The 13,487-nt window shown below is 71.0% G+C and carries 14 protein-coding genes; 10 read left to right on the top strand and 4 right to left on the bottom strand.

Annotated elements, in window-relative coordinates:
* Positions 1-36: 36 nt before the first annotated feature.
* Positions 37-588 carry a Uma2 family endonuclease gene (locus ACFYPM_RS14935; RefSeq protein WP_387196075.1) on the bottom strand — a complete coding sequence of 184 codons (552 nt, stop codon included), beginning with the start codon at positions 586-588 and terminating at the stop codon, positions 37-39.
* A gap of 183 nt (positions 589-771) precedes the next feature.
* Between ACFYPM_RS14935 and ACFYPM_RS14930 the strand changes: the two genes are divergently transcribed.
* Both ACFYPM_RS14930 and ACFYPM_RS14925 read left to right on the top strand, forming a co-directional pair.
* On the top strand, positions 772-1,449 hold the full coding sequence (locus ACFYPM_RS14930) for a response regulator transcription factor (protein WP_357377200.1): 678 nt from the start codon (positions 772-774) through the stop codon (positions 1,447-1,449).
* Positions 1,446-2,519, top strand: a complete 1,074-nt coding sequence (locus tag ACFYPM_RS14925) for an ATP-binding protein (protein WP_387196072.1) — start codon at positions 1,446-1,448, stop codon at positions 2,517-2,519. Before ACFYPM_RS14930 ends, ACFYPM_RS14925 begins: the two co-directional genes overlap by 4 nt.
* Before the next feature lie 100 nt (positions 2,520-2,619).
* Here ACFYPM_RS14925 and ACFYPM_RS14920 read toward each other — a convergent pair whose 3' ends face one another.
* Complete coding sequence (locus ACFYPM_RS14920; RefSeq protein WP_387196069.1) at positions 2,620-3,153, bottom strand: hypothetical protein; 534 nt, start codon at positions 3,151-3,153, stop codon at positions 2,620-2,622.
* A gap of 52 nt (positions 3,154-3,205) precedes the next feature.
* Here ACFYPM_RS14920 and ACFYPM_RS14915 point away from each other — a divergent pair, with 52 nt between their 5' ends.
* The 5 genes from ACFYPM_RS14915 to ACFYPM_RS14895 all read left to right on the top strand — a co-directional run bounded on the left by ACFYPM_RS14915 (position 3,206) and on the right by ACFYPM_RS14895 (position 9,073).
* Entirely contained in the window at positions 3,206-4,438 is a 1,233-nt protein-coding gene (locus tag ACFYPM_RS14915; protein WP_387196066.1) for a DUF4153 domain-containing protein, read from the top strand.
* A 44-nt stretch (positions 4,439-4,482) separates the two neighbouring features.
* Complete coding sequence (locus tag ACFYPM_RS14910) at positions 4,483-4,896, top strand: hypothetical protein (protein ID WP_387196063.1); 414 nt, start codon at positions 4,483-4,485, stop codon at positions 4,894-4,896.
* Positions 4,897-6,537 (top strand): cation acetate symporter, encoded by a 1,641-nt coding sequence (locus ACFYPM_RS14905; protein ID WP_387196060.1) that lies wholly within the window; start codon positions 4,897-4,899, stop codon positions 6,535-6,537.
* 83 nt (positions 6,538-6,620) lie between these two features.
* Entirely contained in the window at positions 6,621-7,385 is a 765-nt protein-coding gene (locus tag ACFYPM_RS14900) for an ABC transporter ATP-binding protein (RefSeq protein ID WP_387196057.1), read from the top strand.
* On the top strand, positions 7,370-9,073 hold the full coding sequence (locus ACFYPM_RS14895; RefSeq protein ID WP_387196054.1) for an ABC transporter permease: 1,704 nt from the start codon (positions 7,370-7,372) through the stop codon (positions 9,071-9,073). The genes ACFYPM_RS14900 and ACFYPM_RS14895 overlap by 16 nt, the downstream gene beginning before the upstream one ends.
* Here ACFYPM_RS14895 and ACFYPM_RS14890 read toward each other — a convergent pair.
* Positions 9,070-9,276 carry a DUF397 domain-containing protein gene (locus ACFYPM_RS14890; RefSeq protein WP_387196051.1) on the bottom strand — a complete coding sequence of 69 codons (207 nt, stop codon included), beginning with the start codon at positions 9,274-9,276 and terminating at the stop codon, positions 9,070-9,072. The genes ACFYPM_RS14895 and ACFYPM_RS14890 overlap by 4 nt on opposite strands.
* Positions 9,273-10,058: a Scr1 family TA system antitoxin-like transcriptional regulator gene (locus tag ACFYPM_RS14885; protein WP_387196048.1), complete on the bottom strand. Its 786-nt coding sequence runs from the start codon at positions 10,056-10,058 to the stop codon at positions 9,273-9,275. The genes ACFYPM_RS14890 and ACFYPM_RS14885 overlap by 4 nt, the downstream gene beginning before the upstream one ends.
* Before the next feature lie 451 nt (positions 10,059-10,509).
* Here ACFYPM_RS14885 and ACFYPM_RS14880 point away from each other — a divergent pair, with 451 nt between their 5' ends.
* The 3 genes from ACFYPM_RS14880 (at position 10,510) to ACFYPM_RS14870 (ending at position 13,471) form a co-directional block, all read left to right on the top strand.
* Complete coding sequence (locus ACFYPM_RS14880) at positions 10,510-11,262, top strand: flavin reductase family protein (protein ID WP_387196430.1); 753 nt, start codon at positions 10,510-10,512, stop codon at positions 11,260-11,262.
* A gap of 174 nt (positions 11,263-11,436) precedes the next feature.
* Entirely contained in the window at positions 11,437-11,802 is a 366-nt protein-coding gene (locus ACFYPM_RS14875) for a DUF485 domain-containing protein (protein WP_387196045.1), read from the top strand.
* A complete protein-coding gene (locus tag ACFYPM_RS14870; RefSeq protein ID WP_387196042.1) occupies positions 11,780-13,471 on the top strand; it encodes a cation acetate symporter in 1,692 nt (563 codons plus the stop codon). Before ACFYPM_RS14875 ends, ACFYPM_RS14870 begins: the two co-directional genes overlap by 23 nt.
* Positions 13,472-13,487: the final 16 nt, after the last annotated feature.

Genomic DNA, 13,487 nt, shown 5'->3' with positions numbered 1-13,487 from the left:
CGGTGGCACCACGCCACCGGCCCCGCTTCGCGACGGTCAGAAGATGTCGGCCAGCGGCAGGGTGAGAGGGAACGGCTGCTCAGTGCGGTAGACCTCGCCGACCGGGAGAACGGCCTGCTCGCGGTAACCACCCGCGCCGTTCGCCAGCACCGTCAGAGTCTGCTTACGGGGCTCCACCAGCCAGTAGAGCGCAATGCCGACGGCTGCGTACTCGTGACGTTTGAGCACCAGGTCTCGGCCCGCGTTGCTCGGTGAGATCACCTCGACGACGAGGAGCATGTCGGCCGGGTCGAGCGCGGCACCGCCGCTGTCCAACGCGCTCTCGCTGGCCACGAAGAGGTCAGGCACGAAGTATGAGGAGCGCTTCGCACTGACGCCGATGTCCTGACCGACGAGCACACCGGCGGGGGCCTGCCGGTCGAGGATCCGGCGAAGGCGGTTGGCGACCGCGCCGTGGAAGACGTCCGCATGGGGGGACACGAGCAGACTCCCGTCGAAGATCTCATAGACCTGGTCGTCCTCGGGGAGGCTCTGGAGGTCGTCCACCGTCCAGGCGTCGCCCCAGCCGGGCCGGGCAGGGTTCGTCACCGTCACACCTCCTCTCTACCGGACCACCCTGACAGCTCATCCGGTTGTCCACAACGAGCCTCCGGAGTTCACCCACGCCAGCCGGCCCGAGGGCGGGGTTATCCACAGGCGTGAACGGTTCTCCACAGGTTGTTCACAACGCACCCCACTGATCTCCACGGCGGCTCCCTACAGTCGTCACCCATGAGGGAACGCCGGATACTGGTCGTCGAGGACGAACGAACCATCGCCGACTCCATCGCCGCCCGTCTGCGGGCCGAGGGTTTCGCGGTGCAGGTCGCGGCGGACGGACCCAGCGCCGTCGAGCGGTTCCGCACCGGCCAGCCGGATCTCGTCGTCCTCGACGTGATGCTGCCCGGCTTCGACGGCCTGGAGGTGTGCCGCCGGATCCAGGCCGACCGGCCGGTGCCGGTGCTGATGCTCACGGCCCGGGACGACGAGACCGACCTGCTGGTCGGGCTCGCGGTCGGCGCGGACGACTACCTCACCAAGCCCTTCTCGATGCGGGAGTTGGCCGCCCGGGTGCACGTTCTGCTGCGGCGGGTGGAGCGGGCCGCCGCCCCGACGCCGCCCGCGATCCGGCTCGGCGACATCGAGATCAACGAGGCCGAGCGGCGGGTCCGCCGGAACGGCGCCGACGTGCACCTCACCCCCACGGAGTTCGATCTCCTCCTCCACCTCGCCGGGCGACCACGCACGGTGCTCCCCCGGGAACGGCTGCTCGCCGACGTGTGGGGATGGGCCGACGGGAGTGGCACCCGCACGGTGGACAGCCACATCAAGGCACTGCGCCGCAAGCTCGGCGCCGACCTGATCCGGACCGTCCATGGCGTCGGGTACGCCCTGGAGGTGCCCGCGTGACCGCTCGGCTGCTGGACTGGCTGGAACGGGTGTTACCGCGTCCACTGGACCCGGTCCGCTCGATCAAGATGAAGCTCGGCGTACTGCTGGTCGCCTCCTGGGCGGTGGCCATCGGCTACTTCTGGTACGGCATCGGCTGGCTCCCGCCCGGCACGGCGGTCACCAGCATCTGCATCGGGCTGGTCACCTCGCAGGTGCTCGCCCACGGGATGACCTCGCCGCTGCGCGAGATGACGGCGGCCGCCGGTGCGATGGCCCGTGGCGACTACACCCGGCGCGTACGCGCCACCTCCCGCGACGAGGTCGGCGAGTTGGCCCAGGCGTTCAACAAGATGGCCGAGGATCTGCACGCCGCGGACCAGCGCCGACGTGAGTTGATCGCCAACGTCTCGCACGAGCTGCGGACGCCGATCACCGCGTTGCAGGGCGTGCTGGAGAACATGGTGGACGGGGTGGCCGACGCCGAACCGGCGGCGCTGCGCTCGGCGCTGTCCCAGACCGAGCGGCTCGGGCACCTCGTCGCCGACCTGCTCGACCTGTCCCGCCTCGACGCCGGGGTCGTACCGCTGCGCCGGGTCCGCATCGACGTGGGAGATTTCCTCGACGAGGCGGTCGAGCACGCCACCGCCAGCGCGTCCGGAGCGGCGCTTGACGTGCGCTTCCAGCTCCGCGAGCTGCCTGCGCCGCTGACCGTCCACGCGGACCCGTGGCGGCTGCACCAGGTGTTCGCGAACCTGCTCGACAACGCGGCTCGGCACAGCCCACCCGGGGGCACGGTGCGGCTGAGCGCCGAGGAACACGCCGACCAGCTCCGCTTCGAGGTCAGCGACGAAGGCCAGGGCATTTCACCTGGCGAACGGTCCCGGGTCTTCGAACGGTTCACGCGCGGCGACCGGTCCGCCGGCGGCGGGACCGGGCTCGGCCTGGCCATCGCCCGCTGGGTCGTCGAACTGCACGGTGGTCGGATCGCTGTCCTCGACCCCGTCAAACCGCACCGGGCCGATCGGCCCGGCTGCCGCATCCAGGTCACCATCCCGAGCGACGGGCCACATCGGAAAGAGGTCGCATGACCAGCCCTGGCACCACCCCGCTTCCGGCCACCGGACCGACCGGACCGCAGGCACTCCCGCCGCCGGTCCGACCGGGTTCGGCCGCCGCACCGGCCGCCGGTCAGCCCCAACCGTGGCCGGGTGCGCCGCCCGTACCCAGACCCCCGTCGGCGCTCGCGCGGCGCTGGCCGGGGCCGTCCGGCTCCGTCCATCCGCTGGTCCTGGCGGCGTTGACGGCGGCGGCAGTCGTCGGCGCGGCCACGCTCACGATGGTGCGTCCCGGCCTCGGCTGGCTGGTGGCCACGCTGGCCGGCACCGCCGCCCTGGTCACCGCCGCGGTCGTGCGTCCCAGGCCATCGCCCCCGGCGGTGGGCGGCACCGCTCCGGCCGCGCCCAGCGCCGCAGCGGCCGGACCGACGACGCCGACCGCCGCCGCCACGCCGGCACCGACCATCACCGGACCGGCACGGCCGACTGAGAGCACGCCGCCGCCCAGCACCACGCCAGCGGCGACCGCCACCAGGCCGACCGGGAGCACGCCACCGCCGACCGCCACGCCACCGCCGACCGCCACGCCGGCGGCGACCGCCACGCCGGCGGCGACCGCCACGCCGGCTCGGCCGACTGCGGGGACGGCCACCCGTCCCGGTGCCACGGGGGCACCGGGGCGGGCGGCACAGATCGCCTGGGCCGTCGCGACGATCGCGTTGGTCGCCGTCGGCACGGTCCGCGCGGCCGGCTGGCTCTTCGCGCTCTGCCTGGTCGCGGCCGCGGCAACCGGGACACTCGCGGTGACCGGCGGGCGAAGCCCGCTCGGGATGCTGGTCGCCGCGACGCTGCCGCCGGCCGCGACCGTACGTGCCCTCCCCTGGGCGGTACGCGGACTGCACGACACCCGCCCGGCCGGGGCGGGGATCGGTCTCGGGCGCGTCCTGAAGACCTTGGCGATCTCCGCTGGTCTGTTGCTGCTGTTCGGTCTGCTCTTCTCCTCCGCCGACGCGGTCTTCGCCGACCTGGTCACGGGTCTCCTGCCCGACATCTCGCTGGACGGTGTCGTCGGCTGGCTGCTGCGTCTGGCGCTGATCGGCGGTGGCCTGCTCGGTGCCGCGTACCTGGTCAGCCGACCCCCCGACCTGGAGGGCCTGCGGCCGGGGCCGGCTCGACCGGCCCACCGGCTGGAGTGGACCCTGCCGCTGGTGCTGCTGGACGCCCTGTTCGCCGCGTTCGTGCTGGTCCAGCTCACGGTGTTCTTCGGCGGCGCGGGGCACGTGCTGCGGACGGCCGGGCTCACCTACGCCCAGTACGCCCGGGGCGGCTTCTGGCAGTTGCTCACCGTCACCGCACTCACCCTGCTGGTCATCGCGATCGCCGCCCGCCGGGCACCAAAGGCCACCCGGGTCGATCGACTGCTGGTCCGCGTACTGCTCGGCACGCTCGCCGCACTCAGCCTGGTGGTGGTCGCCTCGGCGCTCTACCGGATGCAGGTCTACGCCGACGCGTACGGCGCCACCCGCCTCCGGCTCTTCGTGACGACAGTCGAACTCTGGCTCGGGCTGCTCTTCGTCCTGGTCGGGGTGGCGGTGGTGCGGCTGCGGGCGGCCTGGCTGCCCCGGTTGGTGGTCGGCACGGCGGTGCTGGCGCTGCTCGGGTTGGCCATGGTCAACCCGGACCGGTTGATCGCCGAACGGAACGTCGACAGGTACCTGGAGACCGGCCGGTTGGACGTCAGCTACCTGTCCGGGCTGTCGGCGGACGCCGTGCCGGCCCTGACCCGGTTGCCCGAGCCGATGCGCGCGTGTGCGCTGGGGCAGATCGCCGCCGAGTTGCCCCGGGACGGACTCTGGGCGACGAACCTCGGCCGGGAGAGGGCACGCCGGGACCTTGCCACGATCCCGACGACCACCGGCGTGACGGACTGCCTCGTTGCGCGCGGCTGGTGAGCACCACCGCTTGACAATCGCGCGCGGCGGGCAAGACTGCCGGGGTGGCCAAGCAACTCCCTGACGTGGGGTCGGGCAGTGCGGCACCGCCGCCCCGGCGGGCCCGGATCGTGCTGGCCGAGATCAGCCGGCAGGACACCCGTGCCGAGCGGACCCGCGCCGAGCTGGCCCAGCAGACCCAGGTCGGCGAGGCGCTGGTCCGCGGGCTGGTCCGGGCGCAACTGGCGCTGGCGCTGCGGCTCTCGCTGGTGGTGGCCATCGGGTTGGGTGGGCTGCCCCTGCTGTTCGCCGTCGCGCCCTCGCTGGGCCGGACCACGGTGGCCGACGTCAACCTGCCGTGGCTGCTGCTCGGGGTAGCCTCGTTCCCGTTCCTGATCGGGGTGGGCTGGGCGTACGTGCGGTTGGCCGAGCGCAACGAGCAGGACTTCACCGACCTGGTGCAGCGGCCGGAGCGCTGAGTGGGCAACAACTTCGTGGTCCCGGCCATCGTCGCGGTCACCCTGGTCACCGTCGGGATCGGCTTCTACGGGCTGCGGTTGGCCCGGACCACGTCGGACTTCCTGGTGGCGTCCCGGGCGATCAGCCCGACGTGGAACGCCGCCGCCATCGGCGGTGAGTACCTGTCGGCGGCGAGCTTCCTCGGCATCGCCGGTCTGGTGCTCAAGTACGGCGTGGACGTGCTCTGGTATCCGGTCGGTTTCGCCGCCGGCTACCTGGCCCTGCTGCTCTTCGTGGCGGCGCCGCTGCGCCGCTCCGGCGCGTTCACCCTGCCCGACTTCTGCGAGCTGCGGCTGGGGTCCCGTCGGCTGCGCATCCTGGCCACCGCGTTCGTGATCTTCATTGGTTGGCTGTACCTGGTGCCGCAACTCCAGGGCGCGGGGCTGACCCTGGCCACCGTCGCCGGCTCCCCGTACCCGGTCGGTGCCCTGCTGGTGGCCGCTGTGGTCACCGCCAACGTGGCGCTGGGCGGGATGCGGGCGATCACCTTCGTGCAGGCGTTCCAGTACTGGGTCAAGTTGACCGCGCTCGCCGTACCGGTGATCTTCCTGGCGTTGCAGTGGCAGGCCGACGGCCGCCCGGCGGTGACGCCGCCGGACGGGCCGACGTTCCGGACCACGACCACCGTCGTGGTCGAGCACCGCGCGACCCTCACCCTGCCCGACGGTGACATCCGCGAGGTACGCCCCGGAGACGAGTTGACCTTCGCGGCCGGCGACCCGGTGCCGGACGTGTCCGGGGTGGCCATTGCCGCCAGCGACTGGCTGCTGCCCAGCGCCGCGGGCAACGACGACCGGGGACTTTTCGCCACGTACTCGCTGATCCTGGCCACGTTCCTGGGCACCATGGGTCTGCCGCACGTACTGGTCCGCTTCTACACCAACCCGGACGGCGCGGCCGCCCGCCGGACCACGCTCGTCGTGCTGGCCCTGGTCGGCGTCTTCTACCTGCTGCCCACCCTGTACGGGGTGCTCGGCCGGATCTACACGCCGCAGTTACTGGTCAGCGGGCAGACCGACGCGGTGGTGGTGTTGCTGCCCGGTGCGGCCCTCGGCGACGGGGCAACCGGGCGAATGCTCGCCGCGCTGGTCTCGGCGGGCGCGTTCGCGGCCTTCCTCTCCACCTCGTCCGGGCTGCTGACAAGCGTCGCCGGGGTGATCTCGACGGACGTGCTCGGCCAGGGTTCGGTGCGCGGCTTCCGGTTGGCGACGGTGCTCGCCGGAGCGGTGCCGACGCTCCTGGCGCTGCACGTGTCCGGACTGGACGTGTCGCAGGTGGTCGGGCTGGCCTTCGCGGTCGCCGCGTCGAGCTTCTGCCCGCTACTTGTGCTCGGCATCTGGTGGCGTGGGCTTACCGACGTGGGCGCCGCCGCCGGTGTGGTGGTGGGCGGTGGTGCGGCGATCGGGGCGGTGCTGGTCACCGTGCTCGGGCCGCCGCTGTCCGGCTGGCCGGGCACGCTCACCACCCAGCCGGCCGCCTGGACGGTGCCGCTGGCCTTCACCGTGATGGTCGTGGTGTCGATGGCCACCCGGCGGCGGGCACCGGCCGACGTCGCGGCCACCATGCTCCGCCTGCACACCCCCGAAACTGTCCGCCTGTGAAAGCGCTGGTCCCCCTCGGGTATGACGGCGGGTCCGCCTGCCGCTGGACGGCGCGACTGGCGATCGGCGGATAACGTCAGCGCATGACTGTTGCGCACCCCGCGCTCGCACTGCGTGGCCTGGCCAAACGCTTCGACGACACGATCGCGGTGGCCGGCGTCGACCTGGACGTCCCGGCTGGCTCCTTCTACGGCCTACTCGGCCCCAACGGCGCCGGCAAGACCACCACCCTGTCGATGGCGGTCGGGCTGTTGCGGCCGGACGCCGGCTCGGCGTGGGTGCTCGGGCACGACGTCTGGCAGGACCCGTTGACCGCCAAGCGACTGCTCGGCGTCATGCCCGACGGGGTTCGCCTGTTCGATCGGCTGAGCGGGGCGGAGCTGCTGGCGTACAACGGGTTGTTGCGGGGGATGGACCCGGCGGTGGTCGACCAGCGGGCCGCGGAGTTGCTTGACGTGTTGGCGCTCGGCGATGCCGGTCGGACGCTCGTGGTGGACTACTCGGCGGGCATGAAGAAGAAGATCGGCCTGGCCTGCGCGCTGCTGCACGGTCCCCGGCTGCTGGTGTTGGACGAGCCGTTCGAGGCGGTCGACCCGGTCTCCGCCGCGCTGATCCGGGACATCCTCACCAGGTACGCGGCCGGCGGCGGCACCGTGGTCTTCTCCAGTCACGTGATGGAGGTCGTGGAGCGGCTCTGCTCGCATGTGGCGATCCTCGCCGGCGGCACCATCAAGCGGGTCGGCACCCTTTCCGAGGTGCGCGGGGACCGCTCGTTGGAGCAGGTCTTCGTCGAGGTGGTCGGCGGTCGCACCGCGACCGGTGAGGAGCTGTCGTGGCTCTCCCAGTGAGCGCCGCCGCCGAGCCGTCCGCGCCGGTGCGGCAGGTCTCGGCCCGGCACTTCGTACGACTCAAGCTGCGGGTGCTGGGCAACAACTTCCGGGGTCAGGGCTGGCGGATCGCGCTGTTCATCGGCGGCGCCCTGATCGGGCTCTGGTTCGCGGTCAGCGGATTCTTTCTCTTCGCCGCGCCCGGCCTGGCCGGCGACGGCAGGTACGCGGTGCTGATCGCGGCTGCCGGCGGTGGGCTGCTGGTGCTCGGGTGGCTGCTGCTGCCGCTGGTTTTCTTCGGGGTCGACGAGACGTTGGATCCGGCCCGGTTCGCGCTGTTGCCGCTGTCCCGTCGCACGCTGGTCACCGGCCTGCTCGCCGCCGCATTGGTCAGCGTGCCGGTGTTGGCGGTTCTCGTCGCGTCGTTCGGGTTGGTGCTCACCGCCTGGGCGTTGGGCGGTTGGTCCGCTGGCCTGGTGGCTGTCCTCGGGGTGGCGGGTGGGCTGCTGCTCTGTGTGGCCGTGAGCCGGGCGGTGACAAGCGCCTTCGCCACCATGCTGCGTTCGCGCCGGGTGCGTGACCTGGCAGCCGTGCTGCTGGCGGTGACCGCCGCGCTGCTCGGGCCGTTGCAGGTGTTCGGTCTCGCGGCGCTGCGCGACGCGGACTGGGACCGGCTGAACGGGGTGGCGACGGTCATCGGCTGGACTCCGCTCGGGGCACCGTGGACCGCCGGCATCGACGTGGCCCAGGGCCGGGTCTGGGCCGCCCCGGTCAAGTTGCTGATCACGGTGGTGGCGATCGCTGCCCTGCTGCTCTGGTGGTCCCGGTCGCTGGAGTCGGCGATGGTGGGCGCGGTGAGCGCCGGCAAGGCGCCGGTGCAGCGCGCTGCCACCGGCGGCGCGGTCCGTCAACTGTTTCCGCGACTGGCCGGTTGGGCGCGGCGGGACCGCTTCGGCGCGCTTGTCGCGAGGGAGGCCCGCTACTGGTGGCGGGATGCCCGCCGCCGGGCCAACCTGATCACGATCGCGGTGGTCGGCATCTTCGTACCCGTGGTGATCAACGTGACGGGCGGGGACTTCGCGGTCGAGGACGGCGCGGGGCTGACGGCGGGTGTCGAGAACACCTCACCGGTCGTGGTCACCATCTCCATGCTCCTCGTCGGCGTGCTCGCCTCGGTCACCCTGGCCAACCAGTTCGGCTTCGACGGCAGCGCGTACGCGGCGAACGTGGTGGCCGGCGTGCCCGGTCGGGTGGAGCTGCGCGCGCGCATCGTGGCCTTCTCGCTGTACGTGCTGCCGATGCTGGCGTTCGTCGCGGTGGTGCTGTCGGTGGTGCTCGGGCGGCCGCAATGGCTCGGCCTCACATTCGGCAGCCTGGTCGCCACCTACGGCGCCGGGTTGGCGGTGAACAGCTTCATCTCGGTGCTCGGGGCGTACTCGCTGCCGGAGACGAGCAACCCGTTCGCGATGAACAGCGGCGCTGGTGTCGCGAAGGGGCTGCTCACCGTGCTGGCCATGGTCGTCTCGGCGGTCGCGGCGGTGCCGATGGTGGTGGCCGCGGCGCTGCTCGGCGACGCCTGGCTCTGGTTGGCGCTTCCGGTGGGTGTGGCGTACGGGTTGGGGGCGGCGCTGCTGGGCGCGTACCTGGCGGGTGACGTGCTGGACCGTCGTCAGCCGGAGCTGCTGGCCACGGTCACCCCACGCCGTTAACCGACGCGCCGACCGAGGGCTTGGGCCGTGTCGGCGACGAAGCCACGCCAGGCGGCCGGAGCGAAGGTGAGGGTCGGGCCGGAGCGATTCTTGCTGTCCCGAACCAACACGACGCCGGGCAGATTGTCCGCCACCTCGACGCAGTTGCCGCCGGAGTCGGTCGACCGGGTGGACGTGCGCCAGCGTGGCTCAATCATCGTCATGGTGTCACCTTCAGCTTCCGGATCAGATCCATTGAGGCTCTTGCCGAGAGTGCTTCGCCGAGCAGACTATCCCATTTTCGATCAATCAATCGGAGCATTTCCGGGTCGTCCATGACGTGTCCTCTAGCGGCATTCTCCAGGTAGAGCACCCTGTCCCCGTCCGGCAGATCGGCGGACACGAACCCGCCACCAAAACCGACGTGCTCGCCGACGCTCAGTGGAATGACGTGCAATCTGGCGAACGGCAGGTCCGCCACCTCAAGTAGTCGGCCGAGTTGGGCATTGAGCACGGCGGGACCGCCCACCGGACGGTGCAGGCCCATCTCGTCTATCAGGAAAACGCAATACGGCGGCACATCCCGGGACAGCAGCAGTTGGCGTTCCAAGCGAACCGCAACAAGTTCGTCGATCACAGCCGGCGGATGTAGTCGACCCGCCGAGATAACGGCACGGGCGTACTCCTCGGTCTGAAGTAGGCCGGGCACGAGGCATGCCTCGAAGGCGCGTAGGCGCGTCGCCCGCTGCTCGTATCCACGCCACGGGACGAACCAGGATGGGCCGTGTTCCTGGTCCGCAGCCTTGAGTAGTTCGGCGAGGAGGCCGCCGGTGGCCAGGGCCTCGTCGGCGGCGACCGCGAACTCCATGGTCGGCCGACGCCGACCGGTCTCGATGGCGGCCACCGTGGAGGGACTCCACTTGATCAGGGTCGCCAGCGCTTCTTGGGACACGTCGGCACCGGCCCGGGCGGCCTTCAACGCCCGTACCCACATCTCGATGTTCATCCTTACCTCTCCGGTAAGTACGTGATCGCGCTGTGTAGTAAGCCCTGGCATCCTCCCTTGTCCGCGCCTCTCCGTCCAGGGTGGAAGGCACGCGGCCCGGCCGGTGGAGGCGACGTCCCGGCGTCCGGTCCTGCGTTCGGGCCGCCCCGGTCATCCCCCCGATCGGGGCGGCCCTCGTCGACTGGGAGGAGATCGGCCATGTCCGGGTTCATCCGCAGCGGAATCGGGACGCGGTGGTCGTACCGGAGAAGGACGGTGGCGGCGGCCGTGTCCGGCGCGATCGGATCAGGGCGCTCGGCTGGCCCGCCGGATCGACCACCCGCGTGGGCGAACGGGCCGACGAGGGCCTCGTCGCGACCAGGCCGGGCCGCACGGCCTGCTGCCGGCGCGGACGTGGCGGGCGAACGGCGGCCGTTGAGGGCGGGCTGAGATGAGCCGACCGCACCTGCCGATGCGCCCGCTCTGGCGGTGTCGCGGCTGCGGCGCGCTCTGGCCGTGCCAGCCGGCGCGGCTGACGCTGCTCGCCGAGTACCGGCACGACCGCGTGGCGCTGCTGATCTACCTGGGCGCCCTGATGACGGAGGCGGGTGATCAACTCGCCCGGATCGGCGGCCGACCCACCGACCTGCACGAGCGCTTCCTGGGCTGGGCACGGGGTCGGGGCGGCACAATGTTTCACGTGAATCAAGAACCGGGTGCCGAGATCCATTCCACCGACCCGTTCGCGGTGCCGAGCGGGCAGCGGTCGCCGGTCCGCCGACTGCGCGGTCGCCTCGCCGCGCCGGTGACGCTCTGGACGGCGCCCGGCCCGGCCGGACTGACGGTGTCGTCCACGCTTGTCGCCGAGGGGGAACCGGACCGGCTGCTCGGGCTGATCGACCCGGAGTCCGACCTCTGGGCGGCGGCGGAGGAGGCGGGGCGGTTCGCGGTCACGCCGCTCGGCCCGCCGCACCGGCAGCTCGCGGACCGGTTCGCCGGCCTCTTCCCTGCTCCGGGCGGGCTGTTCGCCAGCGGTGAATGGATCGACACGCCGTACGGGCCGGTGCCGGGGGACGCCGGCGGCTGGGCCGGATGCCGGCTGGACAACGCCCGGGAGTACGGCTGGGGCCTGCTGGTGGAGGCCACCATCGAGACGGTCGAGCTGACCGGGGAGGCGTCTCCGCTGCTGCACTACCGCGGTCGGTATCACGACCTGCCGGCCTGAACGGACGCTCAACCCGACCGACCGGTCACCGTGGTGATCTGAGTCACCTGGCGCACGCAATCAACCGCTCGGCGCATTCGTCTACCGGTGTCGATCTCGGCCTTCCCTGTCGGGGAGCGCGCTCTTTACGGTGCGCGAAACTCCTCTGACGCCTGTGAAGGTGGTGATCCACAGATGTCCACGGACACACCCGCTCCGGCCGCTTCCCAGTCGGACAAGTACCTGGCCGTACAACGGTCGGACGAGTTCGCCGGGCTGCGGCGTGCGCTGCGCGGCTTCGTCTTCCCGATGACCGTCGCTTTCTTCCTGTGGTATGCGCTCTACGTCATTCTCTCCGCGTACGCCCGGGACTTCATGGGCACGAAGCTGTTCGGCAGCAACATCAACGTCGCGCTGGTCTTCGGCCTGCTCCAGTTCGTCTCCACGTTCCTGATCGCCTGGCTCTACTCCCGGTACGCGGACCGGAAGATCGACCCCATCGCCGACCGGATCCGTGCAGAGATGGGGGAGGTGACCCGTGAAGACGGTCCACGCGGTTGAGACGTTCCTCGCGGCTGAGGCGGGCAACCACACCGCCCGCAACCTGACCATCACACTCTTCCTGGTCTTCGTGGCGGTGACCCTGGGCATCACCATCTGGGCCAGCCGGCAGACCAAGACGGCAACCGACTTCTACGCCGGCGGCCGGTCCTTCTCCGCCTTCCAGAACGGCATGGCGATCGGCGGCGACTACATGTCGGCCGCGTCGTTCCTCGGCATCGCCGGCATCATCGCGCTCTATGGCTACGACGGCTTCCTCTACTCGATCGGCTTCCTGGTCGCCTGGCTGGTGGCCCTGCTGCTGGTCGCGGAACTGTTGCGCAACTCCGGCCGGTACACGATGGCCGACGTGCTGGCCTTCCGGATGCGGCAGCGTCCGGTGCGTACGGCGGCGGCGGTCTCCACCATCACGGTATCGATCTTCTACCTGCTCGCCCAGATGGTGGGCGCGGGTGCGCTTGTCGCGCTGCTGCTCGGCATCCGACCGGGAACGACCTTCCTCGGCATGGATGCGGCCACCGCGAAGGTGGCCACCATCATCATGGTCGGCGCGCTGATGATCATCTACGTCACCGTGGGCGGCATGAAGGGCACCACCTACGTGCAGATCGTCAAGGCGTTCCTGCTCATGGGTGGCGCCCTGTTGATGACCATCCTGGTGCTGGCGAAGTTCAACTTCAACCTGTCGGAGCTGCTCGGCCAGGCGGCGGCGGCATCCGGCAAGGGCAGCGCGTTCCTCGAACCCGGGCTCCGCTACGGCGTCGAGGTCGCCGGCAACTCGACGCAGACCTTCTACAACAAGGTCGATCTGCTGTCCCTGGGTATCGCCCTGGTGCTCGGCACCGCCGGTCTGCCGCACATCCTGATCCGCTTCTACACGGTGCCGACCGCGAAGGCGGCCCGCAAGAGCGTGCTCTGGGCGATCGGCATCATCGGCACCTTCTACCTGCTCACCCTGGCCCTCGGCTTCGGTGCGGCGGCGCTGGTCGGCAGCAAGGCGATCACCGCGCAGGACAAGGCCGGCAACACCGCCGCGCCACAGTTGGCCGAGGCGCTCGGCATCGACTTCTTCGGCGGAGACCTCGGTGGGGCGGCCCTGCTGGCGATCATCGCGGCGGTCGCCTTCGCCACCATCCTGGCGGTGGTGGCCGGGTTGACCCTGGCCTCCTCGTCCAGCCTCGCGCACGACTTCTACGCGAACGTCATGAAGAAGGGTGAGGCGTCGGAACGGCAGGAGGTGAAGGTCGCACGAATCTCCGCTCTGGTCATCGGCGCGGTGTCGATCCTTCTGTCCATCTACGCGCAGAACCTCAACGTGGCGTTCCTGGTGGCGTTGGCCTTCGCGGTCGCCGCCTCGGGCAACCTGCCGGCGATCCTCTACAGCCTCTTCTGGCGGCGGTTCAACACCTCCGGCGCGGTGTGGGCGATCTACGGCGGCCTGCTCTCGGCCGTCCTGCTGGTGTTCTTCTCGCCAGTGGTCTCCGGCGCGGCGACCTCGATGTTCCCGGATCACGACTGGCAGTGGTTCCCACTGTCCAACCCGGGCATCCTCTCCATTCCGTTCGGTTTCCTGTGCGGGTGGATCGGCACGGTCATCTCCAAGGAGCACGACGAGGACAAGTACGCGGAGCTGGAGGTGCGCGCCCTCACCGGCGCAGGCGCCCACTGAGCCACGCACCGGGAGG

The organism is Micromonospora sp. NPDC005203 (assembly GCF_042872705.1).
Taxonomy (GTDB): Bacteria; Actinomycetota; Actinomycetes; order Mycobacteriales; family Micromonosporaceae; genus Micromonospora.
Note: the sequence above shows the minus strand (reverse complement) of the source record. Positions and strands in the feature narration are given on the sequence as shown.